At 49.5% G+C, this 25,810-nt stretch carries 24 protein-coding genes and 3 riboswitches; of the genes, 10 read left to right on the top strand and 14 right to left on the bottom strand.

Annotation, left to right across the window (positions count from 1 at the left end; all coding sequences use genetic code 11):
• Window positions 1–5: 5 nt before the first annotated feature.
• From NOM72_RS00490 to prfA, 3 genes are read right to left on the bottom strand one after another with little or no spacing between them, the layout of a single operon-like run.
• Entirely contained in the window at window positions 6–1,004 is a 999-nt protein-coding gene (locus tag NOM72_RS00490; protein WP_047394502.1) for an L-threonylcarbamoyladenylate synthase, read from the bottom strand.
• A complete protein-coding gene (gene prmC, locus NOM72_RS00485; RefSeq protein ID WP_255997302.1) occupies window positions 1,001–1,849 on the bottom strand; it encodes a peptide chain release factor N(5)-glutamine methyltransferase in 849 nt (282 codons plus the stop codon). The genes NOM72_RS00490 and prmC overlap by 4 nt, the downstream gene beginning before the upstream one ends.
• Window positions 1,849–2,907 carry a peptide chain release factor 1 gene (gene prfA / locus NOM72_RS00480; RefSeq protein ID WP_023469516.1) on the bottom strand — a complete coding sequence of 353 codons (1,059 nt, stop codon included), beginning with the start codon at window positions 2,905–2,907 and terminating at the stop codon, window positions 1,849–1,851. The genes prmC and prfA overlap by 1 nt, the downstream gene beginning before the upstream one ends.
• 156 nt (window positions 2,908–3,063) lie before the next feature.
• Between prfA and NOM72_RS00475 the strand changes: the two genes are divergently transcribed.
• From NOM72_RS00475 to treC, 8 genes are all read left to right on the top strand, one after another.
• On the top strand, window positions 3,064–3,432 hold the full coding sequence (locus NOM72_RS00475) for a GntR family transcriptional regulator (RefSeq protein WP_023469524.1): 369 nt from the start codon (window positions 3,064–3,066) through the stop codon (window positions 3,430–3,432).
• On the top strand, window positions 3,426–4,292 hold the full coding sequence (locus NOM72_RS00470) for an ATP-binding cassette domain-containing protein (RefSeq protein ID WP_023469525.1): 867 nt from the start codon (window positions 3,426–3,428) through the stop codon (window positions 4,290–4,292). Before NOM72_RS00475 ends, NOM72_RS00470 begins: the two co-directional genes overlap by 7 nt.
• On the top strand, window positions 4,285–5,259 hold the full coding sequence (locus NOM72_RS00465) for a hypothetical protein (RefSeq protein WP_023469526.1): 975 nt from the start codon (window positions 4,285–4,287) through the stop codon (window positions 5,257–5,259). The genes NOM72_RS00470 and NOM72_RS00465 overlap by 8 nt, the downstream gene beginning before the upstream one ends.
• A gap of 170 nt (window positions 5,260–5,429) precedes the next feature.
• Window positions 5,430–6,788 carry an alkaline phosphatase gene (locus tag NOM72_RS00460; protein WP_035395839.1) on the top strand — a complete coding sequence of 453 codons (1,359 nt, stop codon included), beginning with the start codon at window positions 5,430–5,432 and terminating at the stop codon, window positions 6,786–6,788.
• Window positions 6,789–6,799: 11 nt separating this feature from the next.
• Window positions 6,800–7,447: a DUF4352 domain-containing protein gene (locus NOM72_RS00455; protein WP_055969310.1), complete on the top strand. Its 648-nt coding sequence runs from the start codon at window positions 6,800–6,802 to the stop codon at window positions 7,445–7,447.
• A 128-nt stretch (window positions 7,448–7,575) separates the two neighbouring features.
• On the top strand, window positions 7,576–8,283 hold the full coding sequence (treR, locus tag NOM72_RS00450) for a trehalose operon repressor (RefSeq protein WP_055969313.1): 708 nt from the start codon (window positions 7,576–7,578) through the stop codon (window positions 8,281–8,283).
• 182 nt (window positions 8,284–8,465) lie between these two features.
• Complete coding sequence (gene treP / locus NOM72_RS00445) at window positions 8,466–9,905, top strand: PTS system trehalose-specific EIIBC component (protein ID WP_174316669.1); 1,440 nt, start codon at window positions 8,466–8,468, stop codon at window positions 9,903–9,905.
• A 21-nt stretch (window positions 9,906–9,926) separates the two neighbouring features.
• Window positions 9,927–11,567 carry an alpha,alpha-phosphotrehalase gene (gene treC / locus NOM72_RS00440; RefSeq protein ID WP_255997296.1) on the top strand — a complete coding sequence of 547 codons (1,641 nt, stop codon included), beginning with the start codon at window positions 9,927–9,929 and terminating at the stop codon, window positions 11,565–11,567.
• A 210-nt stretch (window positions 11,568–11,777) separates the two neighbouring features.
• Here treC and NOM72_RS00435 read toward each other — a convergent pair whose 3' ends face one another.
• Window positions 11,778–13,136: an alanine/glycine:cation symporter family protein gene (locus NOM72_RS00435; protein ID WP_255997295.1), complete on the bottom strand. Its 1,359-nt coding sequence runs from the start codon at window positions 13,134–13,136 to the stop codon at window positions 11,778–11,780.
• Window positions 13,137–13,325: 189 nt separating this feature from the next.
• Here NOM72_RS00435 and NOM72_RS00430 point away from each other — a divergent pair, with 189 nt between their 5' ends.
• The gene (locus NOM72_RS00430) at window positions 13,326–15,029 is read left to right on the top strand and encodes a methyl-accepting chemotaxis protein (RefSeq protein WP_035395827.1); all 1,704 of its coding nucleotides are present in this window, start codon (window positions 13,326–13,328) and stop codon (window positions 15,027–15,029) included.
• 49 nt (window positions 15,030–15,078) lie between these two features.
• Here NOM72_RS00430 and NOM72_RS00425 read toward each other — a convergent pair whose 3' ends face one another.
• The 9 genes from NOM72_RS00425 to NOM72_RS00385 form a co-directional block, all read right to left on the bottom strand.
• Entirely contained in the window at window positions 15,079–15,900 is an 822-nt protein-coding gene (locus NOM72_RS00425; protein ID WP_035395824.1) for a DUF6612 family protein, read from the bottom strand.
• A gap of 212 nt (window positions 15,901–16,112) precedes the next feature.
• Complete coding sequence (gene ribH, locus NOM72_RS00420; protein ID WP_035395821.1) at window positions 16,113–16,571, bottom strand: 6,7-dimethyl-8-ribityllumazine synthase; 459 nt, start codon at window positions 16,569–16,571, stop codon at window positions 16,113–16,115.
• Entirely contained in the window at window positions 16,568–17,758 is a 1,191-nt protein-coding gene (locus tag NOM72_RS00415; RefSeq protein ID WP_023469536.1) for a bifunctional 3,4-dihydroxy-2-butanone-4-phosphate synthase/GTP cyclohydrolase II, read from the bottom strand. Before NOM72_RS00415 ends, ribH begins: the two co-directional genes overlap by 4 nt.
• Window positions 17,758–18,384 carry a riboflavin synthase gene (ribE, locus tag NOM72_RS00410; RefSeq protein ID WP_035395815.1) on the bottom strand — a complete coding sequence of 209 codons (627 nt, stop codon included), beginning with the start codon at window positions 18,382–18,384 and terminating at the stop codon, window positions 17,758–17,760. The genes NOM72_RS00415 and ribE overlap by 1 nt, the downstream gene beginning before the upstream one ends.
• A complete protein-coding gene (gene ribD / locus NOM72_RS00405) occupies window positions 18,369–19,409 on the bottom strand; it encodes a bifunctional diaminohydroxyphosphoribosylaminopyrimidine deaminase/5-amino-6-(5-phosphoribosylamino)uracil reductase RibD (protein ID WP_023469538.1) in 1,041 nt (346 codons plus the stop codon). The genes ribE and ribD overlap by 16 nt, the downstream gene beginning before the upstream one ends.
• 159 nt (window positions 19,410–19,568) lie before the next feature.
• Window positions 19,569–19,713: riboswitch (FMN riboswitch) on the bottom strand.
• 183 nt (window positions 19,714–19,896) lie between these two features.
• Complete coding sequence (locus NOM72_RS00400; protein WP_023469539.1) at window positions 19,897–21,102, bottom strand: M20 family metallopeptidase; 1,206 nt, start codon at window positions 21,100–21,102, stop codon at window positions 19,897–19,899.
• Between the two features lie 22 nt (window positions 21,103–21,124).
• Window positions 21,125–21,943 (bottom strand): MetQ/NlpA family ABC transporter substrate-binding protein, encoded by an 819-nt coding sequence (locus NOM72_RS00395; protein WP_029342773.1) that lies wholly within the window; start codon window positions 21,941–21,943, stop codon window positions 21,125–21,127.
• Between the two features lie 19 nt (window positions 21,944–21,962).
• Window positions 21,963–22,613 (bottom strand): methionine ABC transporter permease, encoded by a 651-nt coding sequence (locus NOM72_RS00390; protein WP_023469541.1) that lies wholly within the window; start codon window positions 22,611–22,613, stop codon window positions 21,963–21,965.
• The gene (locus NOM72_RS00385; RefSeq protein WP_023469542.1) at window positions 22,603–23,631 is read right to left on the bottom strand and encodes a methionine ABC transporter ATP-binding protein; all 1,029 of its coding nucleotides are present in this window, start codon (window positions 23,629–23,631) and stop codon (window positions 22,603–22,605) included. Before NOM72_RS00385 ends, NOM72_RS00390 begins: the two co-directional genes overlap by 11 nt.
• Before the next feature lie 86 nt (window positions 23,632–23,717).
• A riboswitch (SAM riboswitch) is annotated at window positions 23,718–23,821 on the bottom strand.
• Between the two features lie 249 nt (window positions 23,822–24,070).
• Window positions 24,071–24,172, top strand: a riboswitch (SAM riboswitch).
• Window positions 24,173–24,239: 67 nt separating this feature from the next.
• Between NOM72_RS00385 and NOM72_RS00380 the strand changes: the two genes are divergently transcribed.
• On the top strand, window positions 24,240–24,998 hold the full coding sequence (locus NOM72_RS00380) for an alpha/beta hydrolase (RefSeq protein WP_035395806.1): 759 nt from the start codon (window positions 24,240–24,242) through the stop codon (window positions 24,996–24,998).
• A gap of 81 nt (window positions 24,999–25,079) precedes the next feature.
• On the opposite strand, the gene NOM72_RS00375 is transcribed toward NOM72_RS00380, so the two are convergent.
• On the bottom strand, window positions 25,080–25,694 hold the full coding sequence (locus NOM72_RS00375) for a thymidine kinase (RefSeq protein ID WP_041255579.1): 615 nt from the start codon (window positions 25,692–25,694) through the stop codon (window positions 25,080–25,082).
• Window positions 25,695–25,810 lie beyond the last annotated feature (116 nt).

The raw sequence follows: 25,810 nt of genomic DNA, 5'->3' as shown, positions 1-25,810 counted from the left end.
CTTCTTCAAGGGCGAATGACCCGACCACCTGCTGCTTTATGGAGGCGGTTGCGGACCGCAAGCCCCACCCCTTCTTCTGATAGGTCTCGTACAAAAATCTGATCCACCGTCGTCTGATCAAATCGCCGTAAACAATCGTAAAGACGTTGTGCCGCCGTCTCCATCGAGTTACCAAGGGAGCAGCGAACATCTGCGTCGACATCCTCCCCATCAAACAGGAGAACGCCCGTCTTGTGTCCGGTTTGTCGTGCATCATCGATGAGTTGCTGTAAGAATGAAAGATCTCCCTCAACTACGGACAGTGTTGCTTCCGGTGCATAGTGAGTATATTTCATCCCGGGTGCCTTCGGTGTAACATCTTTCATCGATAAGGCAGGATCGAGTGTGACAGGACCGATGACCGACTCGATTTGTTCGCGTGTCACGCCGCCCGGTCGTAAAATCGCCGGTGGCGTCATCGTACAATCGATGACAGTCGATTCGACCCCGATGCCCGTTTCCCCTCCATCGACGATCGCAGCGATGCGCCCCGAGAGGTCATGTGCGACGTGCGCAGATGACGTCGGTGAAGGTTTTCCAGAACGGTTGGCACTCGGTGCTGCGAGACCCAACCCTGTCGCCTCGATCAATCGAAGCGCGAGCGGATGGTCTGGCATCCGTAATCCGATCGTATCTAGTCCTGCTGTGACGAGTGTGGATGCGGTGCCGTTCGATTCGAGGATGATCGTCAAGGCTCCTGGCCAGAACGCCTCCATCAAACGTGCCGCGACATCTGGAATATGCGTGACGAACTGATGTGCCTGTTCTACGGATGCGACATGGACAATCAGCGGATTGTCAGAAGGTCGACCCTTCGCGGCGAAGATTCGCCGAACAGCCGCTTCGTTCGTTGCGTCTCCTGCGAGACCATAGACGGTCTCGGTCGGCATCGCCACGACCTCTCCTTCCTGCAATAACCGAACTGCTTCATCCATCGTCTGTAAGTCAATCATTTCCGTCTTCACGCTGTACAATCCTTTCGTTCCGCATACACGATACGGTCTTTACCGTTTATATCTTTTAAAATACCCGTTTCCGCATTTGGATAACGTTCTTTTAACATCATTTGCACTTCTGGTCCTTGATTGTGTCCAATTTCAAACGCAATCAGTCGGAAATCGTCGCGTAGGACCCGTCCACTCTCCTCGACGAGACGTCGGTAAAAGACGAGACCGTCTTTTCCGCCAAACAGGGCGAGATGCGGTTCATGATCGAACACGACTTCACTGAGTAATTCCTCTTCCTCGATATAAGGAGGATTCGAAACAAGCACCCGCACGGAATTATCCGCAAGTGGCGCTAGTAAATCTCCTTCAAGGAACGTCACGTCTCCACCAAGCGCTGCTTGATTTTGCTTCGCGACCGCGATTGCAGCTGGTGAAATATCGACGGTCGTGACCGGTTGCTCGAGTTCGAGGGCGAGCGTGATTCCAATCGCCCCGCTACCGGTACCGATGTCGACGATCTGTCCCGCGGTGAACGTCTCGCGTTTGAGACGCTCCGTCACGAAGACGATCAACTCTTCCGTTTCCGGTCGTGGAATCAAGACATCCGGTGTGACACGAAAGTCCCGTCCGTAAAACGGCTGATAGCCGATTAAATGCTGAACGGGCACACCGTGAACATGAGCAAGCAAGTATTCACTGAATCGTAAATCCTGCTCCGGTGTCAATTCATCGGACAAGCGGACAAGGAGTCCGGTCCGGTCGACTTCTAAGACGTGCATGAGTAACCATTCGGCACTTGAACCCTCGCGTCCTGCTTGTTCCATCATCGTTTTTGCCTCATTTAGACGTTTTGCGATCCGCATCAGTTTGCCGCCTCCGATGCTCGCGCCTGATGTTCCATGACGAGCGTATCGATGACTTCATCCATCTCGCCTTGCAAGATTCGATCAAGCTTCTGAATCGTCAATCCGATGCGATGGTCCGTCACCCGGTTTTGGGCGAAATTATACGTCCGAATCCGCTCTGAACGGTCACCCGTACCAACAGCCGACTTTCGTTTTTCATCATACTCCGCTTGCTGTTCGCGTTGAATTTTATCGTAGACACGCGCCCGTAAAACTTTCATCGCTTTTTCCTTGTTCTTGATTTGCGATTTCTCATCCTGACAGCTCGCGACGATCCCCGTCGGCACGTGCGTGACACGGACGGCGGACTGCGTCGTATTGACGGACTGTCCACCCGGTCCACTCGACGTGAACGTATCGACCCGGACATCCTTATCATGGATTTCGACCTCGACGTCTTCTGCTTCCGGTAACACGGCAACCGTTGCGGTCGATGTATGAATCCGTCCACCCGATTCCGTTGACGGAACGCGTTGGACGCGGTGTGCCCCGTTCTCATACTTCAGTTTCGAGTAGGCGCCTGTTCCTTTGACGATAAAGATGATTTCTTTATAACCACCGAGCTCCGTATAGCTCGCGTCGATGATCTCAATCTTCCAGTTCTGTTTCTCAGCAAACTTCGAGTACATCTTAAACAGGTCACCCGCAAATAAGGCTGCCTCATCTCCCCCTGCCGCACCACGAATCTCGACGATGACGTTCTTGTCGTCATTCGGATCCTTCGGTAAGAGTAAAGCTTTCAGCTTCGCTTCGAGCTCTTTGATCTCCGGCTCAAGCATCGCGACTTCTTCCTTCGCAAGGTCGCGCATCTCCGGATCTGTCAACATCTGACGTGCCTCTTGATAGGCTTCCATCTTCTCGCGATAGACGCGATATGTCTCAACGGTTGGGGCAAGCTGCGACTGCTCCTTTGAGACCTCGCGTAATTGATTCGTATCATTGATGATGGCTGGATCAGCCAACATATCATTCAGTTTTTCATAACGGTCCTCTAAGGCACTCAATCGATCCAACATCTCGGTCATCCTTCCTGGCGGTTCTTCTGTCGTCAGTATAGCAAATATTGCGATCGTTGGCGTAACCGTCTTCTCGAAAAGAAACATTGACAGACCGATTCGAAATTCCTATAATTGGTGTATTAATTGAATTAGTACACTTAAGGAGGTGAAGAAATGTTCACCGTCGATCCGAAAAGTCCCTTGCCGATTTATGAACAGTTAGTCACGCAAATCATCCGCTCGATTGCTCGTGGTCTACTCCGCTCCGGCGAACAGATGCCATCCGTTCGTGAACTTGCCGGTACACTCCTTGTCAATCCGAACACGGTCTCCCGTGCCTATCAGGAACTCGAGAGCCGCAACTTCATCGTCACGATGCGCGGCAAAGGCTCCTTCATCTCAGATATTCCCCTCAGTGAAGTCAAACAAGCCGCTATTCAAGATCCACTCATCCGTCTTTGTTCCGTCGCCGACGAACTCTCGATCTCAAACGAAGAACTCTATCAACTCATCTTACACATAAGGGAGGATTCCTCATGTTGACCGTTTCTCATCTAACGAAACAAATTGACCGTACCATGATTTATGAAAATGCATCCTTCACCCTGCCAGCAGGAACGATCACCGCGTTGATCGGTCGTAATGGTGCCGGAAAAACGACGTTACTGAAAACACTCGTCGGAGCCCTCGAGCCGACACGCGGAAAGGTCGAATGGAACAACGAATCCATTCACCATGTCCCGCAGACGCGGGAGCACCTCTTTCTCGTTCCGGACTCCGTCTCCGTCTATCGTCAAATGACACTTGGCGAACTGATCAACTTCTACAATGCGTTCTATCCGAATTTCGAAAAGACGTATATCGAAAATTATTGTCGCTCGTCGAATCTCGATCGTGGTCGTCGCGTGACATCTTTATCAAAGGGACAAGCCCAGTTGTTCCTTCTCCAACTCGCGTTTGCAACCAATGCTCCGGTTCTCTTACTCGACGAACCAACTGATGGACTTGACCGGATCAACAAACGTGATTATCTGAAACAACTCGTCTCATTACTCGCGGAGCGCCAGACAGCCGTTCTGATTGCTTCGCACCAACTCGAAGAACTTGATTCCCTTGCCGATCGTGTCATGACGATCGAAAAACACCTCGTCCGCGAACCAAAGGCACTCGACGATGCCAAAGCTAGCATGCAGAAATGGCAAGTCGTCTATGAAGACGTTCCAGAGCTCAGTCATGCCGATCTCCACGTCTTATCCCAAACGGGTCGGGTCGTGACGTTACTCGTCTTATCGGATGAAGGCGCACGTTATCTTGAAACGACAAGCCCTCTCTTAAAGGATGCTTTACCGGTGCAGATGGAAGATTACTTCTTAGGGACATTTGGAGGGAAACGACATGGTTAAGCAATTGATCCGCTATCATATCAAGCAAGGTATTTGGCCTCTCGCTTGTTTCATTCTGCTCGCAATCTTCAGTTATGGGTTCGGCAGTTATACCGTCATCAATGAATTCGAAAAATACGATGTATCTCAGCAACCCGATCTACTCAACACTGTACTCGTCAGTCCGTTCTTCGCTGGGTTCGCAGCAATTCTGATTGCCGTCTTTGCAATCCTGATGCTCGGCTCTGAGCGTGGAAGTGGTCGTAGTTTGATCTTGCATGCACTCCCATTCCCGAAGGTCTGGTTGTTCTGGATCAAATGGATCATCGGTGTCGTGACATTGATCGTCTTCCCGATCATCGGCTTTTTTGCTAGTTGGTTATTACTTCAAGCATTCGGAATCGATCCGTTCGATTACGTCACGTGGTCGTCACTCCTTCAAGATTTTGGTCTATTCCTTCTATTTGATGTGACGATTTTGACGATCTTCCTATTCGCCGGAACGATTGCTGGTGATATCATCGGTCAGCTATTGCTCGGAACGTTCTTCTTATTCTTGAACTACTTCACGTACTTCAGCATCTATGCCATCGGTCAGCTGGGCTTCGGTATGGGCTACGAAGAGTTAGACAAACCAATAAGCTTCCTGATGACGATTACGACACCGTTTGCGCTCTTCTTTGAGTACAATACTGAAATTAACATCACGTATGCCGTGTTGTTCAGCTTAGCCTTGACAATCGTCTTACTGATTTTCGGTAGTCGTCTCTATGTCAAAGGTGCGAACGAACGTCTCGGTCGTTTCACGATCTTCCCGAAATTACATCCAGCACTCATCATCACCTTCTCGATCTATACGACGATTTTGCTCGCTGGCATCATCGGTCTGATCTCGTCTGAGAACCAGTTCCTGTACTGGCTCGCAATCGCGATTCTCGCCTGGCCGACGTTTAGCTCGTATCGTCGGATGATTGGGTGGAGTCGCTAATGCAACGAATGGACCTTCTGAAATGACTTTTCAGAAGGTCCATTTTTTTGTTATCGATTCTTCACAAAGCTTTACACACTATACACATGGTTTTCATATTTCACCCGTAAGGTGGAGTTTGTAGTTCGTATCGATTATCAAACCCCATCACCTTTCGAGGAGGAACCTGTATGAAATTAAAACGTATCATTCCGATTTTTGCCTTATCAACCCTTTCCCTCAGTACGATGTTCTCGATGCCTGAAGCAGAAGCAAAGACAAAACCTGTTAAATCACCGGAAATCCGGAACGTCATCTTCTTGATCGGCGACGGAATGGGGGTCTCGTATACATCTGCTCATCGTTACTTAAAGAACGATCCATCGACACCGGTTGCTGAAAAAACAGCGTTTGACCAATACCTCGTTGGTCAACAGATGACTTATCCGGAAGATCCGAAGGAAAACGTCACCGATTCCGCTTCCGCAGCAACAGCGATGTCATCCGGCGTCAAGACGTATAATGCAGCAATTGCCGTTGATAACGATAAATCGGAAGTCAAGACCGTCCTTGAAGCAGCGAAAGAACGGGGTAAGTCAACAGGACTCGTTGCAACATCGGAAATCACGCATGCGACACCTGCTTCGTTCGGTGCTCATGATGAGAGCCGAAAGAACATGAACGCGATCGCAGACGATTACTTCAAGGAACGCGTCAATGGGAAGCATAAAATTGACGTCATGCTCGGTGGCGGTAAGTCGAACTTCGTCCGTCCGGATGTTGATTTGACGAAAGCATTCAAAAAAGACGGTTACAGTTACGTCACGGATCTGGATCAATTGCAAGGTGATAAAAACAAACAAGTCCTCGGTCTGTTCGCAGATGGTGGATTACCAAAACGGATTGACCGCGAAAACTCGGTCCCATCGCTTGAACAAATGACGAACTCTGCCATTAAGCGACTCGACTCGAATAAAAAAGGATTCTTCCTGATGGTCGAAGGTAGCCAAGTCGACTGGGCCGGTCATGACAATGATATCGTCGGTGCCATGAGTGAGATGGAAGACTTCGAGCGGGCATTCAAAGCCGCGATCGCATTTGCAAAGAAGGATAAACATACACTCGTCGTCGCGACAGCTGACCACTCAACGGGTGGATATTCAATCGGTGCAGATGGCATCTATAACTGGTTCGCTGAACCGATCAAAGCGGCAAAGAAAACACCTGACTTCATGGCGCAAAAAATCGTCGATGGTGCGGACGTCCGCAAGACGTTGACGACGTATATCGATCAGGACAAACTCGCCTTGACGGACAAAGAAATCGATAGCGTCTCCCGCGCTGCTGAATCGAAGAAATTACTCGAGATCGATAATGCGATTGAAGAAATCTTTAACGAACGCTCGCATACAGGCTGGACGACAGGTGGACATACAGGTGAAGACGTACCGGTCTATGCGTTCGGTCCTGCTAAAGAACGTTTCGCGGGACAAGTCGACAACACGGATCACGCGAAAATCATCTTCGATCTCTTGAAATCGAAGAAATAAGGAGAATGTTCATGAGACAGATACTTGCTACTTTGATGCTCGGGACGGTGCTCGCTGGTTGTGGCACTTCAGCATCACAAGACACACCAAAAGAACCAGCGTCTGCGAAACAGGAGCAGCCGGTATCGCTTGAAAAAACAAGCGCCTACGTTCCAAACCCACAAATTCCAGACGATCGCGATTTGACAAAAATCGATCAGACCGTCACGGATGATAAGGGCGACCTGACGCTTAAACAATTCAAACGAGTGAACGAAACACGGAAGATTGGTCCGATCGAGATGACGATCGAAGAGATCAAAGTATTCCATGCTCGTCCAAGCTATGGCATGATTGATTTCTTCCATGGCTTTACGCACGATGAATCCTTTGATTTGATCAAGACACGGGTCACGATCAAGAACACAAGTAATGAACCGGTCACGTTCAATCCTGTCGCCCACTTCAAACTCGATGCTGCGACAGAAAAGACGCTCGAGGACGACGTCTATTTGGAGTCGCTTGCGAAGACTTACGCCCCGTCCGAGTCACGGAGTGGTAACTTCGGCTTCATCTTGGAACATCCGGTTGACTCGATTGAACTCTTGACGAGTGATGTTCTCGATGAAAAACAAGATGTCCTCAAAAAAGGAACGACGTTTTCGACGTCTCTTCGTTGACTGACATTCACACTTCTACGCTCTATCTATTTTCCGGTCATGTCCGGATCATAGGTGGAGCTATTTTGATGCCTGTAATCGTTCCGTGCTACACTAAAGGCATTATTTGAGTGTAAAGGACGGATCATATGCCGAAGTATGTAAACATCTATCACGAGCTCGCACAGCGGATTCAGGAAGGAACGCTTCCGGCCGAAACGAAATTACCTTCTGAAACGGAATTGATGCATGAATTCGAGGCGAGCCGCGGAACGGTTCGAAAAGCGATTGATGCCCTGCAAGAAAAAGGCTTCGTCCGTAAACACCAGGGGAAAGGTGTCTTCGTCCTGTCGCAAGAAGCGATCGAGTTCCAATTCAACGGCATCGTCAGCTTCTCGGAAGCACATCGCCGGATGGGGCGTCATACCGTCGAGACGGATGTCTTATCCTGCGAAGTCCTTTCCGCTTCTGCTGAACTCGCTTCGTTATTACATGTGGCACAAGGAACGGACGTGACGCGCATCGAGCGCATTCGCCAAATCGATGGTGAACGTGTCATCCGTGACATCAATCATTTCGTGACAGCACTCGTACCCGGACTCACGACTGACATCGCTCAAGGTTCGATCTATCAGTACATCGAAGAGACACTTGGTCGGCAGATCAGCTACGCAAAACGAAAAATCGAAGCTCGCCCTGCGACAATGGAAGACCAAGAACGACTCGACCTTCACGATATGACGCATGTCATCGTTGTCACGAACGATACGTATTTCTATGAAGGACAACATTTCGAACGGACGGAATCGCGTCACCGGCTCGATAAGTTTCAGTTCACTGATATTGCCCGTCGTTGAATATAGGCTGCAAGATGAGGGAATCCGTAGATGACGGATTCCCTCTTTTTTATTCTTCCCAACTTATCTATATAAGTTCTTGACCAACTTATATAGATAAGTTAAGATAAGTGTGCGCAGATAAGAAAACGTTTTCATTTCAAAAGTGGTCGAGTATGTCACTTCCAAAAAGGAGCATCGAGATGAAACCAAACTATCGTCAGATTGCAGAGCAAATCATTGAGAACATCGGAGGTAAGGAGAACGTTGAGCAGGCAGCTCACTGTGTCACCCGTCTTCGTTTAACGCTTAAGAATCAAGAGCTTGTCGATCAAGAAGCCTTACTTGAAGTTCCGCTCGTCAAAGGCGCGTTCTTGAACGCGGGTGTCTATCAAATCGTCATTGGTGCCGGAGACGTCGACCGGGTCTATGCAGAATTCATTCAATTAACCGGTTTACAGGCAACGACGATCGCAGATGTCAAATCGTCTGGCGCTGCTAAGATGAATCCGTTCCAAAAGTTGATCAAAGTCTTTTCTGATGTCTTCATGCCTATCATCCCGGCGATCATCGTTGCTGGTCTCTTAATGGGAATCAATAATCTATTCGGTATCGAGTTCGGTGGCAAGACGATGATTGACCGTTACCCGAATCTGCAAGGGTTATGGGACCTCATCAATATGATGGCAAACACGGCCTTCGTCTTCCTCCCGGCACTCGTCGGTTGGTCAGCGACGAAACGCTTCGGTGGAAGTGAGATTCTCGGGATCGTCATGGGTCTGATGCTTGTTCATCCAGATCTCTTAAACGCTTGGAACTACGGACAAAGTGCTCTAAAAGGTGAAATCCCGACGTTCAACATTCTCGGTCTCTTTGAAATTGAAAAAGTCGGTTATCAGGGACAAATCCTCCCTGTACTCGCCGCTGCTTATGTTCTCAGTACGATTGAACGTTGGCTCAAAAAACGGGTACCGAATGCGATTCAATTACTCGTCGTACCGATTACGACGATCACATTGACGGGATTCCTCGCCCTTGCCGTCATCGGACCAGTCACGCGTCAAGTCGGTGACTGGATTACGATCGGTGTCGTCAATACATTCGAAGCTGTTCCATTACTCGGTGCCCTACTCTTTGGTGCACTCTATGCGCCGCTCGTCATCACTGGCATGCACCACATGTTCATCGCCGTTGATCTACAGTTGATCGGACAAAGCGGAACGACGTTTATCTGGCCGATGATCGCGATTTCGAACATCGCTCAAGGTTCAGCAACACTCGCGATGCTTTTCCTCGCGAAAAACGTTAATGATAAAAACATGGCATCAACGTCCGCTTTATCCGCCTACTTCGGGATCACGGAACCGGCCATGTTCGGGGTCAATCTCCGGTTCAAGTATCCGTTTTACGCGGCACTCGTCGGTTCAGCGATTGCGTCAGCTTTCATCGCTGTCAGTGGCGTTCTTGCTCCTGCGATCGGTGTTGGCGGATTACCTGCTTTCATTTCGATCGTACCAGGTTCGATTCTGTCGTTCATCGTCGGCATGGTGATTGCGATCATCGTCCCTGTCGCCTGTACGTTCCTGTTCCACTATGTCTCAACGAAACGCGCAAAAAAAGCTGCCCTCAATAAAGCAGCGTAATTCTAGAAAGGTGTGTATCTCATGATCACGACAACCGATTGGCGCAAATCCGCCGTTTATCAAATCTATCCGAAGAGTTTTTATAGTCCGGAGGGCAAAGCGACCGGTACGTTACGTGGCGTGACGGCCAAACTCGATTATCTGGCGGATCTGGGTGTCGATTATCTTTGGTTGACGCCGGTCTATGCCTCACCGCAAAACGACAATGGCTATGATGTCAGTGATTATTACGCGATTGATCCATCCTACGGAACAATGGACGATTTCGAGACGTTACTTGCAGAAGCAAAACAACGCGGTTTGTCTGTCATGATGGATATCGTCGTCAATCACTGCTCGACGTCGCACTCTTGGTTCGAAGAAGGACGTCACCCGGACAGCCCGTATCACGACTATTTTATCTGGCGCGATACACCGAACGACTGGGTATCGAAATTCGGCGGTTCCGCTTGGTCATTTGATGAGGTAGCTGGCAAGTATTACTTGCACCTGTTCGACAAGACACAAGCGGATCTGAACTGGGAAAATCCACGTTTACGGGAAGAGGTTTACAACATGATGCGCTTTTGGCGGGATAAAGGGGTCAGCGGCTTCCGACTCGACGTCATCAATTTGATCTCAAAGACGCCAGGTCTTCCGAACGATCCAGCAGGAGACGGACGGACGTATTATACGGACGGACCGAACGTCCACGACTACTTGCAAGAGATGAACGCAGAAGTCTTTGCCGGACACGATCTCTTGACTGTCGGTGAGATGTCATCGACGTCACTTGAACACTGTCTTCGTTATTCATCGCTTGATGAACAAGAACTGAAGATGACATTCAACTTTCATCATTTGAAAGTCGATTATCCGAACGGTGAGAAATGGACGGCAGCACCGTTTGATTTCACGCAACTGAAACAGATCTTCTCCGACTGGCAATCCGGCATGAACGGACAAGCCTGGAACGCGATCTTTTGGTGCAATCATGATCAGCCACGCGTCGTTAGCCGGTTCGGTGACGACGTCACGTATCGCGTCGAAAGTGCGAAGATGCTCGCGACGACGCTTCATGGTCTACAAGGTACACCGTACATCTATCAAGGAGAAGAGATTGGCATGCCGAATCCGGACTTCACGGATCTGTCCGACTACCGCGATGTCGAGACATTGAACGCCTATCAGGAAGCTCGGGACAACGACGTAACGGAAGAAGCGATTCTCGCTGCGATTCGTCAAAAGTCGCGTGACAATGCGCGGACGCCGATGCCATGGTCAGACGCACTCAACGGTGGCTTTAGTACAAGCGAGCCGTGGATCCCGGTCTCGCCGACGTATGATCACATCAATGTCGAGTCGGCTGTCGCAGACCCAAACTCGGTCTATCATCATTACAAACGATTGATTCAACTCCGTAAACAGTATGACGTGCTCACGGATGGTTCGTACCGTCTGTTGACACCAGACGATCCGTCACTCTGGGCGTACGAACGCGTAACGAACGAGGAAGAGTTGCTTGTCGTTTCGAACTTCTACGGAACAGACACGACGTTCACGTTACCTCGTGACGGGTCGGACTATACGGTGTTGATTCACAACTACCAGGAGATGCAGACAGAAGATCACACTCTGACGTTACGTCCTTATGAATCCTTGATGCTTTATCGTAAAAAGTGATGCATCTCTTGTTGTTCTCTTGATCACCATCTCTAACAACGCATGTTTTATCATCCTCGCTTTCCACAGGCGGGAGTCGAGTATGATGCACATTCGTATTTCTTTCGGATCAAATAAAAAGGGAAATCACCATCCGAGTACATGACCCGGAACGTGATCTCCCTTTTCTCATACTTCATCATACACGAACTCGTTTTTAGAGCATGTATCCTACGAAACCTTCCGATTCGCTTCTTCTCGTCTCAACTGTTCGCGGAACAGTCGTGTCTCGGCAATGACGACGCCAGACAATCCAATCAAACCGATTAAGTTCGGAATCGCCATCAATCCGTTAAAGACATCGGAAATCGCCCAGACCATGTTCAAGTTCGTCGTCATCGCGCCGGCTCCGGCGACTAAAACGAACAGGATGCGGTACGGTAGGATTGATTTTTGACCAAATAGATAATAGATCGACTTTTCACCGTAATACGACCAACCGAGGACCGTCGAGTAAGCGAACATGACGAGACCAATCGTAACGATGTATTTCCCGGCAGGACCGAGGAAGACCTCGAAGCTTGCTGTCGTCAACTCGACGCCTTCTAATTTCGTGTCCAACTGTCCCCCCATGACGAGCGTCAGACCCGTGATCGAACAGACGACCAATGTATCGAGGAAGACTTGCGTCATCGAGACGAGCGCTTGACGCCCCGGGAAGTCCGTCTTCGCAGCAGCGGCTGCGATCGGTGCTGAACCGAGTCCTGCTTCGTTCGAGAAGACACCACGCGCGACACCATAACGAATCGCTGCCCCGATTGCCCCACCCGTGATGGCTTCGTTTGAGAACGTACTGCTGAAGATCGTCGAGATCGCACCTGGAATCAAGTCATAGTTCATGACGAGAATCAGAAAGCCACTTCCGACATAGAAGAAAATCATGAACGGAACGAATAGACTGACGACCTTTCCAATCGATTTGACCCCACCAAGAATGACGACACCCGTCAATACCATCAACGCGATCCCCGTCACGTAAAGTGGCACATCGAACGTCGATTTCATCGCGAGGGCGACCGAGTTTGTCTGGACCCCGTTTCCAATACCAAACGCAGCGATCGAAGCGAATGCAGCAAACAAGACACCGAGCCATTTCTGCTTCAGTCCACGCTCAAGGTAATACATCGGTCCTCCTGCCATCTGTCCTTTTTCATCGACGACGCGATATTTGACGGCAAGAATCGCTTCCGCGTACTTCGTTGCCATCCCGAACAGACCGGACAACCACATCCAGACGATCGCACCTGGTCCCCCGAGGACGACAGCGGTTGCGACACCGACGATATTCCCCGTACCGACGGTCGCAGCCAGTGCCGTCATCAACGCTTGAAAGTGACTGATGTCACCTTCTGACTTATCGTCCTGATGCTTTGAAAACGCAAGCTTCAGCGCATACGGCAGTTTGGTAATTTGAATGAATCCTAAGCGAATCGTCAAGTAAATCCCCGTACCGACCAACAGAATGAGTAACGGTGGTCCCCAAACAAAATTGGACACCTTACCAATCCAGTCACTAAATGAATTTCCCATTCGTTTTACCTCCCCCTATGTAATCTATAGTTCCTTACCATTTTTTCAGAATTTACTGATAATTGTCAAACTATTTTTTCATAAAACTATTCTACATTTTAATTTTTTCTATAATAAGTAAATTTTTTACTTGTGACGGTATAATCAAGAAAATGAATAGTTCATCTTGCAAAAAAAGGAGCGAATCATATGAAGATTAAAACGAAGCTTATCTTATTGTCCTCCATCCTTTTGCTTAGCTTGATCGGTGTCGGGTTATACGGCGCATCTTCTCTCAATCGTGTTGACCAAGAGAGTCAAACGATCACCTCGTCCTGGATTCCCGGTCTGAACTTATCTCATGAAACGAATACTGCTCTATCTGATTTACGACGTGTCGAATTACTACACATTCAAGAAAATGATCCAGAAATCAAAGCCGGTTATGATAAGCGTGTCAAAGACGGTTTAGCGACCGTTGATGCGAATCTCGCGAAATACGAAAAAACGATTTATTTAGAAAGCGATCGCGCACTGTACAATGATCTCACAAAAAAATGGCAAACTTTCAATGAGACGACTGATCGTCTTCTCGCCCTCAGTACACCAGAAACTCAAAAAGAAGCGGTCACCTATTATGAAGGTGAGAGTCGTGATTCATACTTCGCTGTTTCGGATCAATTGACGAAAATCGTGAAATACAATAATCAACAAGCTGGTAAAAATGGTGACGCTATCACCAGCGCCGCTAATACGGCGCACCTTATGCTGTTCACGATCATCGGTGTCGTCGGATTGCTCGGTGTCATCTTCACCGTCTTGATTTTACGCTCAATCTTCGGTCCACTCCGTCAACTGCAGGCGAAAACGCATGAACTCGCAACACAAGGTGGTGACTTGACGGCGCAACTCGACGTCGTACGAGAGGACGAAATTGGACAAATCGCCAAGTCGATGAATCAATTCATCGCTCACTTACGAACAATTATTGTCCAAGTCGATGATACGGCAACACACGTCGTGTCGACCTCTCGTCATGTCTCTGGTCGAATCAGCGAACTCGATCAAGATATGGCGTCGACTTCGCATACGATTGAAAACTTATCGGCGGGTATGCAAGAGACAGCCGCTTCAGCTGAAGAGATGAACTCGTCTGCCGTCGATATGGAAGCGACGATTCATGACATCGTCTCCGGCGCAGAAGCGAACGGAAAACGCGCTCAAGAAGTCGGCGGTCGTGCTGAATCGCTTCAAGTTGTCGCCACAGAAGCGAAACAGACCGCCACTCAAATTCTCTTCGAAACAAAAAATAAACTGGAAGATGCGATGGCACGGGCGAAAGCCGTTAAGGAAATTTCCGTTTTGTCTGACGCGATCCTTTCAATTGCGGCGCAAACGAATTTATTATCCCTTAACGCTTCGATTGAAGCAGCACGTGCCGGAGAAGTCGGTCGAGGCTTCGCCGTCGTCGCCGATGAGATTCGAAAACTCGCCGAGAGCAGTCGAGATACCGTTGAACAAATTCAAGACGTCTCACTCTCCGTCATCGATTCCGTCGAACACTTGAATGCCGCGTCCGGTGAGATGCTCTCTTTCATCGATACAAAGGTCGTCAAAGACTATGATTTATTCGAAGATGCCTCGATTCAATACCGTGATGATGCGCAATTATTTGGTGATGCAGCAGAACATTTTGCCGCTCAAGCTGGTCAACTTCAGGAACTGACAGCAAATATGCTCGGTGTCATCCATGACGTTGCGGTCACCGTCAATGATGGGGCGCAAGGCACTCAATCGATGTCGGAGCAAATCAATCATTCCGTTCAAGCGTTCCGAGATGTGCATGAACAGACTTCCGTCAGTCAACAGCAGGCGGAAGCATTAAAAGAGGTATTACGTCAATTTCAAGTCTAAATGAGACAAGCCCCTCACTTCCGATTGGATGTGAAGGGCTTGTTGTTCGTTATTGTGTCGCACCTGTGAGCGGTTGGGCATCTTTTGCTTCCGCTGGTAATTTGATTTCGTCAATCTCATTGAATTTCGAGAACGTCGACGCGTTTTTCATATTGAACTCGGTATCTTTTTCAATCGCAAATACCATGTCCATGTCGAGAGACTTCGGATAGAACGTTTTTGCGTCATACGTCATCTTGTAGTTCATCTTCTTATAGTCGATGCTATCCATCGCATCTTTCATCTGCGCCATCTGTCCTGTTTGTTCGAGCGAATCCTTCATGAAAGCTTTGAGGTCGTCACCCTTTAGTTTGACGTCGATTTGATAGACGTCACCCTCTTTTTTTGCTGTCCAGTTGTCTTTATACTTTTTCAACAGCTTGAGATTTTGATCCGTCGATGCCGATGACTCCATTGCTTCAACCATATCGCCTAGTTCCGAGACATCTTGAACGAGCCATTGTCCGTTTTGCGAGATATACATCTTATCGTCGACGATATAGCTCTCAATCGACATGTCTTTACCGTCCTGTGGATTTTTCATTGTCATCGTCTGGTGCATCGTAAGCGGCTTCTGGATGATATCGGCGGATACCTTTTGATCCACTGTCATCTCACCTGCTTTTGAGTTGACTGTCCCTTCCATATGGAACGATTTAATATCTTTTTGAGCGGCTGTCGCTTTATTCAGTAATTCCGTATTCGAGAGTTCCCCCGACTTCGTCGAACCAGACCCACTGCCACTCCCTGTATCTGTTTGTCCATCTTGACATCCCGCAAGCCCAATCGATGCTGCAACGATCCCGGCTGCTACCCACCTAGCTTTCTTCATATTCATTTCCTCCTTTATACGCGTTACCCTGATTTACGAAAAACATTGGAAAATGTTTCAAACTTTCTTTAGTAGACCATTACCGTTCTACTTAAAATTGAATCCTCAAATTTCAAATCAACGATTCTTTTTTTGAAATTTGATTCAATCTTCAAGAGATTTCCGCAAAAAAACAGGATGACGGAATGTACCGTCACCCTGCCTCTATTCAATTAAATCGTCCGTAAAAGATTCGCCATCTCAATCGCAGAAACCGCAGCTTCGTAGCCTTTATTTCCGGCTTTCGTACCGGCACGTTCGACTGCTTGCTCGATCGAATCCGTCGTCAGGACACCGAAGATGATCGGTACGCCTGTGTCGCGCGAGGCACTTGCGACACCTTTCGCGACCTCGTTACAGACATAGTCATAGTGCGACGTCGCCCCACGGATGACGGCACCGAGTGTGATGACGGCGTCATACTTGCCGCTTTTCGCTAATTTTTCCGCGACGAGCGGAATTTCGAATGCTCCCGGAACCCACGCTGTATCGACAGCATCCGCTGCGACCCCGTGACGACGGAAAGCGTCGTTTGCTCCTCCGACGAGTTTTGAAGTGATCAATTCGTTAAAACGTGCTGCGACGATTGCGACGCGTAGTCCTTCTCCTGTTAAGAAACCTTCGTAGATCATGATGTGTGTCCTCCTTGGATGTCGAGCCAGTGCCCGAGTTTCGTTTGTTTTGTTTTTAGGTAACGCTGATTTTCCGGCTCGGCTGGTACTTGATGGGGTACACGTTCGATGATTTCGATCCCCTCTTGCTCGAGCACCCGTTGTTTGTCCGGGTTGTTCGTCATCAAGCGGATCTTCGTCACGCCGAGATCGCGCAACATATTGGCTGCGACCGTGTAGTCACGCATGTCCGTCGGATAACCGAGTGCATGGTTCGCTTCGACCGTATCGAGTCCTTGTTCCTGTAACTCGTACGCTTTTAACTTCGCCATTAGACCGATGCCGCGTCCTTCCTGACGTAAATACAAGACGGCTCCACCTTCTCGTTCGATCCGCTCGAGTGCCGCATCGAGTTGTGGTCCACAATCGCAACGCTTCGAACCGAAGACATCCCCTGTCAGGCATTCCGAGTGTAGACGGACGAGCATCCCGTCTTGCGCTTCGCCGGATAAGACAGCGACATGTTCTTTCTCGTCTTGCGTCGTATAGCCAATCATCCGGAAAGCTCCGAACGTCGTTGGAAGTAATACTTCTGCTTCACGTGTCAATGGACGCTCGAGATACGCGACAAGTGCTTCAATCGTGACCAGTTTTAAATCGTGTTCTTCCTTATAGAGAAGTAGATCGTCGACCCGTGCCATCGTGCCATCTTCTTTAATGATTTCACAGATGACGGCGATCTCATCGCTACCGGCAAGACGGGCAAGATCGACACCTGCTTCCGTATGTCCGCGTCGCTCCCGGACACCACCCTCTTTTGCGATCAACGGGAAGATATGACCCGGTCGTTTGAAACGTTCCGGTCCATCCGTCAGCATCCGCTGAATCGTTAGCGACCGTTCCTCGGCACTGATGCCGGTCTTTGCCTCTTCATGATCGATGCTGAGCGTGAATGCCGTCCCATGCGGGTCCGTATTATTCGCTGTCATCGGAGCAAGTTCGAGTCGCTGTGCGATCCGCGGACTGACTGGTACACAGACGAGTCCTTTTCCATGTGTAATCATGAAGTTGATGTTTTCCGGTGTCGCGTGTTCCGCGAGCATGACGAGATCGCCTTCATTCTCACGATCCTCGTCATCACAGACGATGATCGGTCGTCCGTTTTTCAAATCTTCTATTGCGTCTTCAATCAAGTCGAATCCGTTCATTACATGTCGCCTCCTAAGAATGCTGCCCAGTCCGTCTGCTTCTCATGCTGCGTGAAATGATAGAGATGTTTCGCCATCATGTCACACTCGATATTGACGACTGCACCGCTTGCCAATCGATCAAACGTCGTCACTTGACGGGAGTGCGGAATCAATGAAATCGAGATCGTTTCCGGTGTGACGCGTTGCAACGTCAGGCTCGTGCCGTTGATTGCGATCGAGCCTTTCGGAATACAATACTTTTGCCACGCTCCGACATCAAACGTATAGACCATCGCTTCTCCATCCGGTCGCCGACTGATCAGTCGGGCTGTTCCGTCGATATGTCCACTAACGAAATGTCCACCGAAGCGACCGTCTGCCGGCATCGCCCGCTCAAGTTGCAAGGGACTTCCGACTCGGTACGTACCGAGTGCTGTTGAACGGATCGTGTCATGGACGGCATCTGCCGTGAAACCGGTTGGACTCATCGACGTGACCGTCAAACAAATCCCGTCGACGGCGATGCTATCACCGATCTTCGTTCCTTCGAGTACCCGGTGCGCCTCAATTTCAAGCGCTAACCCGTTCGGTCGCGGGATCTTTCGTTTTAAGGTTCCGACTTCTTCAATCAATCCGGTGAACATGTCGTCTCCTCCTTTCGGATGTACGTCAGATGGAGATCCGGTCCGACCGTCTCAACCTGGTCGATTTGAAAACGATCTTCGATATCGTGTTGACCATTCCACGCATCGCCTTCAAAAATCGATGGGGCTTGGTAGACTTCGATTCGGTCAACGAGATCTGCCTCAAGGAAAGCGGCTTGAATCGTTGGTCCGCCTTCAATCAAGACACTACGGATGTCTTGTTCGTATAAGCGTTTCAAAATCGCTTCCGGCGTCTCATATTCACCAACGAGGACCGTCACCTGATCGTGACTAATCCGAGGAACACTCGTCAGCCAGTAGGTTGGATTTTTACCATCGCGGAAGACTTGCGCCGTCTCCGGAATCCGCCCCCGGCGATCAACGATTACTCGAATCGGCTCGATGCCTGACGATGCGCGTAACGTCAGTGCCGGATCATCGACGAGCACCGTCTCACTTCCGACGAGGATGGCATCGTGGCGTCCACGCAGGGCACGACCGTTCGCGCGTGCTTCTTCTGACGTGATCCAGCGCTGTTCACCTGTCGCCGCGATCCCGTTCATCGTCTGAGCGATTTTGACGGTCACGGTCGGACGTTTTCGTTCGATCGTCTTCCAGAATACCGTGTAAAGGGCTTCTGCCTCATGCCGTAACAAGCCGACATCGACTTCGATTCCCGCGTCCTGTAGCCGTTTGATTCCGGAACCAGCGACAATCGCATGTTTGTCTTCCGTTGCAACGAAGACTCGTTTGATTCCTGCTTGTAGAATTGCTTCCGTGCATGGTGGCGTCTTGCCGTGATGGTTGCATGGCTCGAGCGTCACGTAGAGATCGGCACCACGGGCGGCTTCTCCTGCCATCCGTAAGGCTTCGACTTCTGCGTGCGGCCCACCGGCAAACCGGTGTGCACCGAAGCCGATGATGCGTCCTTGTTTGACGATGACACAGCCGACACTTGGATTCGGACTTGTTTGTCCGTGTAACATTTGTGCTAATTGCATGGCATAACTCATCATCTGTGACATCGCGTTCACTCCTTTCAAATGAAAAAAGACGCCCCTTGAAAAAGGGGCGTCTGTATAGAAGGGTTCACGAAATACACGGTTCGCTTCCTGCATTTTTTCATGCAGAAAGAGACTATCTCCTGAAAACATTTTTTCAGAAAACAGCTTGAATCGCGTCGTTTCGTTCTTCTCCCATCCGGACTTTACCGTCGGCCCTGGAATCTCACCAAGTCAGCCATGATGCGTACATCACAGGTCGCGGGCTCGTCGATCGATTGATCGCATCACCGCCGGTTGGGATTTTCACCCTACCCCGAAGAACTGGATTATTGAGTTATACAATTTTAGCCTAGCATATCTTTTTCAAGAAAACAAAGCGCAAATGCTTCTGTCTTGTCTCTTTTTTGATTTCGCTCCAGTTCTGTCACTCATCACCAATTCGTGATTGATCGCATCTCAAAAACGACCGGAGCACTTGATAGCAGTGCATCCAGTCGTCGTTTTCCGCTTATAAATATCCGTTCTTCCGATCGTGGAATTCTTGAGCGATCGCCCCGCGCGTCCGTTCATCAGCGAGGACGCGAAGCGCTGTCCGGGCGAGGATTTTTGCTCCTGTGATCAATGCTTCATCTCCAGCTTCTGAACGGGCCGCTTCTTTGAATGCTTCCGTATGGGCGACGAGATCATCTGGTCCAATCTTGATATACGGATGGATCGTCGGGATGACTTGACTGATGTTACCGGCGTCCGTTGAACCAAGACCCGGTCGTTCGTCCAAGTGAACGATTTCGCCGAGCGCCTCTGCTTCTTCTTGGAACAGACGGTCGAACGTCCGGTTGAAGACGAGGTTATCGACTTCATTTTGGAAGGCGATGACATCGAGCGTCGCCCCAGTCGCGAGTGCCGCGCCTTGGGCGACGGCTTTGACTTTTTCCGTGACGGCATTCAATCGTTCCCGTGTCGTTGCCCGGATGAAGAAACGTGCTTTTGCGTATTCCGGGATGATGTTCGGCGCATCGCCTCCATGCGTGATGATCCCGTGGATCCGGACATCGTCTGGTAACTGCTGACGTAAGGCATTGATTCCGTTGAAGAGTTGAATGACAGCGTCGAGGGCGTTGATGCCTTCTTCCGGTGACGCCGCTGCGTGCGCCGGACGACCCGTAAAGGCAAAGTCGAGTGGATCGACCGCAAGGGAAGAACCCGTGATCCGTGTTTGTCCCGACGGATGGACCATCAAGGCTGCATCGATTCCTTCCAGTAACTGATGTTTGACGAAACTGCCTTTCGCACTGCCGTTCGGTCCACCTTCCTCGGCTGGTGTTCCAAGGACAACGACACTCCCGCCGACTTCATCGAGCACTTTACTGAGCGCGATCGCCGCTGCGACGCTCGTCGTGCCGATGATATTATGACCGCACGCGTGACCAATACTCGGCAACGCATCGTATTCAGCAAGAAAGGCAATCGTTGCGCCTGGTCGGTCGCTCGATTTCTTCGCGAAGAACGCGGTATCATGCCCCGCGACGCCGAGTTCTACTGTAAAACCTTCCGCCGTTAGACGCTCCGCATGGAGCCGCGAAGCAAAGAATTCCTCGTTCCCGATTTCCGGCGTTGCATGAATCCGGTGACTTGTCTCAAGATACGATTCCCGTTTTTGTTCGATATCCTGTTCAATCGTCTCTACCCATGTCGTGCGTACTGGTGTCGTCATACTGTCCACTCTCCTTTTGAAATTATTCGCCGATGTCGCTCAGTGGAACGAACGTCGGGATCGTACTGCCTTTGTATTCTTTTTTGATGAAGGCCGCGACATCTTTTTGTTGATACAGCGATGCGATTTTTTTCAGTTCTTTTTTGTTCTTGTCTTCCGTCCGTGTCGCGATGATGTTGATGTATGGTTTTGCTGTCTCGTTCTCATGAACGATCGAGTCCTTGATCGGGTTGAAGCCAGCGTCAACCGCGATGCCATTGTTGATGATAGACGCCGCGACGTCCGGTAAGACGCGTGGCGTTTGTCCGGCGACGATCGGAACGATTTTCAGCTTCTTCGGATTCTCGACGATCTTATCGACCGAACCGTTACCATCGAAGTCGTCCGGTAGCTTGATCAGACCTGCTTCTTGCAGTAACAAGAGGGCGCGTCCCATGTTCGTCGCTTCGTTCGGAACAGCGATTTTTCCGCCAGTTGGAATGTCTTTGACGTCCTTGTATTTATCCGAGTAAATCCCCATCGGTGCGATGACAGTCGTCGCAATCGGCGATAGCTTCAAGTTATGTTCTTTTTTGAAAGCGTTGAAGTAGGAAATCGTCTGGAAGGCATTGGCGTCGATCTCGCCCTCAGCCAGTGCCATGTTCGGCTGGACATAATCGGAGAACTTGACGAGCTCGATTTTGATGCCTTCCTTCTCTGCTTTTTTGGCGACATAATCCCAAACTTGTGTGTCTGAACCGCTGACACCGAGCTTGATCGTCTTTTCGTCTTCTCCTGATGCTGCGCACCCGGCAAATAAAATCGTCGTGAGTGTTGCTCCAATTGCTACTGCTTTTTTCATGGCTGAATCGCTCCCTTGATTAATGTCTTCTGATTTTTCGTGCGACGATGTTGCCTGTCGTCTGTAAGCCTTGGACTAAGATGACGAGAATCCCGACCGTGATGATCATGACTTTCGTATCAAACCGTTGATAGCCGTAAGTAATTGCTAAGTCACCCAAACCGCCACCACCGATGGCGCCTGCCATCGCCGATGCCCCGATCAAGCCGACCGTCGCGATCGTTAAGTTCAGGATGAGTGAACCGAGTGCTTCCGGTAGGAGGAAGCGGAAAATCGTTTGAAACGGTGTCGCGCCCATCGCTTCTGCTGCTTCAAGAACGCCTTTATCGACTTCGAGTAAAGAACTCTCGATCAGACGCGCCATGTACGGTGCAGCGTAAAAGACGAGCGGAACGATTGCGGCTTCTGTTCCGATCGATGTCTGAACGATCAAGCGCGTCAACGGGATGATCGCGACGAGTAAGATGATGAACGGAATCGAGCGGAAAATATTGACGATACTGTTGAAGAACGTGAACAACGGAACATTTTCAAGTAACGCTCCTTTTCGCGTGACGACAAGCAGGATACCGAGTGGTAAGCCGATCAAGGTCGAGAATAAGAGTGAGACGGATACCATCGTCATCGTCTGCAAAAATGCTGTCCAAATATCACTGTAGTTAACTAGCATCAGCGAGCACCTCCTCAACGGTTACCTGTGCCTGATCGATGTAGTGTAAGGCACGTTTCACTTCTGTCGTCTCACCGATCAGTTCAACGAGTAATGTGCCGAACGGCGTCTCCTGCAACTCCGTGATGCTACCGTGCAGGATATTGACATCGACGTCGAAGCGTTTTGCGACTTGCGACAAGAGTGGTTGTCCGGTGTGATGTCCAAGGAAGTGAATCTTATAGATTGGATGCGCATTTCGCGACTCGATCAACTGACGAATCGACGCTGGAATCTCGTCATGCATGACGGACCGTACAAAGTTCCGTGCCGTCTCGGTCTGCGGATTTGAAAAGACATCAAAGACCGTTCCTGACTCGATTAGCTTCCCAGCTTCGATGACGGCTACACGATCGCAAATCTCCCGGATGACGCCCATCTCGTGGGTAATCAAAAGAATCGTGATCCCGTACTCTGCATTGATCCGTTTTAATAACTGAAGAATATGATGTGTCGTCTGGGGATCAAGTGCTGACGTCGCTTCGTCACATAAAAGGACGGAAGGTTGCGTCGCGAGTGCCCGGGCGATACCAACGCGCTGTTTCTGCCCACCCGACAATTGATCTGGATAATGATCCGCCTTGTCCGCGAGATCGACGAATTCGAGCAACTCCGTCACCCGACGGCGAATCTCATCTTTCTTGACGCCTGCGAGAACGAGTGGTTTTGCAACGTTCGTAAAGACCGTGTTCGCATTCAATAGATTGAAGTGCTGAAAGATCATTCCAATCCGTTGTTTTGCTTGGCGTAATTTTTTCGGAGACAGTTGCGTTAAATCTTCCCCATCGACCGTCACCGTTCCTGACGTCGGTCGTTCTAACAGATTGACACAGCGGAGCAGTGAACTTTTCCCGGCACCGCTAAAGCCGATGACACCAAAGATTTCGCCTTTCTCGATTGTCAGGTCGACACCGTCGAGCGCTGCAATCGTCTGATCTTTCGTGACGTACGTTTTTTTGACTTGATGAAATGCAATCATTCCGTTTTCCCCCTTCATTCAACAAAAAAGGTCCCTTCTTGAGAAACAAGAAGAGACCTGGATCCGCACAGTGGCAGAATCCACTCCACTCATCTCTCAGACATCTGTCTGATGGAATTGGCACAGTGCTCATAATGAGTCTGTTGCCGAGGTTTCGTAGGGCCAGTCCCTCCACCTCTCTGGATAAGTATTGCGGTATGAAATTCGTATGTGTGTTGTTGCGTTGTTGCTTATGTCGTAAAACTAATTTTTACATTACGGGTCGAAACTTTAAAAGTCAACCAACTTTGCAAAAATAATCCATTTGGCGCATATCGATGGATTTACAAGTTATGAATTAGCTTAATGAACGGATCACGATTCGTCAAGAAAGATTTGACAAGTCATTTTTGGTCGTGCTACCATCGTTTCAATGATTATTCCGACAATTCCAATATGATATTTATCAAGAGTGAACGAGAGACCTGGCTCTATGACTTCACGGCAACCTGCAATTTGTAAGGTGCTCCGACCAGCAAAGCGCGGCTTTGGATGATACGGTGAAAAACTCGTGGGCGTCCAAGCAGTGACGTCGACGAGTTTTTTTCATGAATGGAGGAAAAATAGTAATGATGAACTATCCTGTATTGACTGGTGCTGAAGCGTTTTATTTTCAAGGTGGATCGATCGGCATTCTAATCTGTCATGGTTTTAACGCCACTCCGCAAAGTGTCCGGGACGTCGGTGAGGCATTCGCTGCTGAAGGTTTTACCGTCTATGCCCCGCGCTTACGTGGACATGGAACGAACGTCCGCGAGTTCGAACAATCGACTGCTCGATGTTGGAAGCAAAGCCTGCAAGACGGCTATGAACGTTTACAAGAAACATGCGATCAAGTCTTCGTCATCGGTCAATCGATGGGTGCGACGCTTGCGCTGTCGCTCGCCGCTGACGGGATTCCGTTTGCCGGCATCATTACGATCAATGCCGCACTCTCCGTTCCATCCTATGAATCACTTTCGTTCGAGGACGGTCCAGAGTATTTACCGGAAGGCGCACCGGACATTAAGCGAGCAGCCTTTGAAATCATCTATGATCTTGTTCCGAGCCGTTGTGCGTTCGAACTTGTTCGCCTAATGGATGAAACAAAAGGACGCCTTGGATCGATCCTTCTACCGACATTGATTCTTTACTCAGCGACCGATCACGTCGTTCCACCTTCGAGCTCGGATTATCTGCACCAGCACATCGGAACAAATGATAAACGAAGCTACTGTTTACTGAACTCGTATCACGTTGCGACACTCGATCATGATCAGGATTTGATTGTTCGTGAGACGATTCGCTTTATCGAACAATCGTGTCAGTTTTCGCAAGAAACAGGCTGAATCAAAAAAACAGCTATTCGTTTCCATATGGAAGCAAATAGCTGCTACATCAAAGGACGACCATCATCGGTACGTCTTTTTTTAATTTTCTTGGTGCTGCACCGATTGGAGCGGCTTCGGTTTTCCAGGTACCTCATGGCAATGACGGCAACGTGGCTCATACGATTCCGACGCTCCGACTAGGATGATCGGATCATCATAGTTGGCTGGTTTCCCATCAATCAAACGTTGTGTCCGGGAAGCCGGATCCCCACACGAAAGACAGATGGCTTGTAGTTTCGTCACGAATTCTGCGCGCGCCAGTAATTCAGGCATTTTCCCAAATGGCTCTGCCCGGAAATCTTGATCAAGGCCTGCACAAATGACGCGTTTTCCGTCTTGTGCGAGTGCTTCGATGACTTGTACGATCTCATCATCAAAGAATTGAACTTCATCGATCCCGACGATTTGTGTTTCTTCTGCTACTGCCGCATAAAGATCACGACTCGTCGCCATCGGAATCGCTACGACAGAGTTGCCAACGTGAGAGACAACATGCTCTTCATGGTACCGGTCGTCGATTGCCGGCTTGAATACTTGCACGGGCAGTTTGCCGTACTGCGCCCGTCTGACACGACGAATCAACTCTTCCGATTTCCCGGAAAACATACTGCCACAAATTACTTCGATCCAGCCGTACTGATTTATTACATGCATCATCGTCCGACACCGTCCTCTAAAAATAGTCACTTTAACGAGTATAGCCCGAAACGGTATCGAGAAAAAGGGTTGACTTCCGGAAATCAAAATTCATTTTTTCTTTCCCTAGAATT

It is taken from the genome of Exiguobacterium sp. LL15, from assembly GCF_024436095.1.
GTDB lineage: Bacteria > Bacillota > Bacilli > Exiguobacteriales > Exiguobacteriaceae > Exiguobacterium_A > Exiguobacterium_A indicum.
Note: the sequence above shows the minus strand (reverse complement) of the source record. Positions and strands in the feature narration are given on the sequence as shown.

Bases quoted from the DNA above. Each gene is read 5' to 3' on its own strand.
- NOM72_RS00435 (WP_255997295.1), bottom strand. From the start codon at position 13,136: ATGGGAAATTCATTTAGTGACTGGATTGGTAAGGTGTCCAATTTTGTT.
- NOM72_RS00400 (WP_023469539.1), bottom strand. From the start codon at position 21,102: ATGACGACACCAGTACGCACGACATGGGTAGAGACGATTGAACAGGAT.
- NOM72_RS00390 (WP_023469541.1), bottom strand. From the start codon at position 22,613: ATGCTAGTTAACTACAGTGATATTTGGACAGCATTTTTGCAGACGATG.
- treC (WP_255997296.1), top strand. From the start codon at position 9,927: ATGATCACGACAACCGATTGGCGCAAATCCGCCGTTTATCAAATCTAT.
- prfA (WP_023469516.1), bottom strand. From the start codon at position 2,907: ATGTTGGATCGATTGAGTGCCTTAGAGGACCGTTATGAAAAACTGAAT.
- NOM72_RS00465 (WP_023469526.1), top strand. From the start codon at position 4,285: ATGGTTAAGCAATTGATCCGCTATCATATCAAGCAAGGTATTTGGCCT.
- treR (WP_055969313.1), top strand. From the start codon at position 7,576: ATGCCGAAGTATGTAAACATCTATCACGAGCTCGCACAGCGGATTCAG.
- treP (WP_174316669.1), top strand. From the start codon at position 8,466: ATGAAACCAAACTATCGTCAGATTGCAGAGCAAATCATTGAGAACATC.
- NOM72_RS00455 (WP_055969310.1), top strand. From the start codon at position 6,800: ATGAGACAGATACTTGCTACTTTGATGCTCGGGACGGTGCTCGCTGGT.
- NOM72_RS00430 (WP_035395827.1), top strand. From the start codon at position 13,326: ATGAAGATTAAAACGAAGCTTATCTTATTGTCCTCCATCCTTTTGCTT.
- NOM72_RS00460 (WP_035395839.1), top strand. From the start codon at position 5,430: ATGAAATTAAAACGTATCATTCCGATTTTTGCCTTATCAACCCTTTCC.
- NOM72_RS00395 (WP_029342773.1), bottom strand. From the start codon at position 21,943: ATGAAAAAAGCAGTAGCAATTGGAGCAACACTCACGACGATTTTATTT.
- ribH (WP_035395821.1), bottom strand. From the start codon at position 16,571: ATGATCTACGAAGGTTTCTTAACAGGAGAAGGACTACGCGTCGCAATC.
- prmC (WP_255997302.1), bottom strand. From the start codon at position 1,849: ATGCGGATCGCAAAACGTCTAAATGAGGCAAAAACGATGATGGAACAA.
- ribD (WP_023469538.1), bottom strand. From the start codon at position 19,409: ATGTCACAGATGATGAGTTATGCCATGCAATTAGCACAAATGTTACAC.
- NOM72_RS00385 (WP_023469542.1), bottom strand. From the start codon at position 23,631: ATGATTGCATTTCATCAAGTCAAAAAAACGTACGTCACGAAAGATCAG.
- ribE (WP_035395815.1), bottom strand. From the start codon at position 18,384: ATGTTCACCGGATTGATTGAAGAAGTCGGAACCTTAAAACGAAAGATC.
- NOM72_RS00470 (WP_023469525.1), top strand. From the start codon at position 3,426: ATGTTGACCGTTTCTCATCTAACGAAACAAATTGACCGTACCATGATT.
- NOM72_RS00415 (WP_023469536.1), bottom strand. From the start codon at position 17,758: ATGAACGGATTCGACTTGATTGAAGACGCAATAGAAGATTTGAAAAAC.
- NOM72_RS00380 (WP_035395806.1), top strand. From the start codon at position 24,240: ATGATGAACTATCCTGTATTGACTGGTGCTGAAGCGTTTTATTTTCAA.
- NOM72_RS00475 (WP_023469524.1), top strand. From the start codon at position 3,064: ATGTTCACCGTCGATCCGAAAAGTCCCTTGCCGATTTATGAACAGTTA.
- NOM72_RS00375 (WP_041255579.1), bottom strand. From the start codon at position 25,694: ATGCATGTAATAAATCAGTACGGCTGGATCGAAGTAATTTGTGGCAGT.
- NOM72_RS00425 (WP_035395824.1), bottom strand. From the start codon at position 15,900: ATGAAGAAAGCTAGGTGGGTAGCAGCCGGGATCGTTGCAGCATCGATT.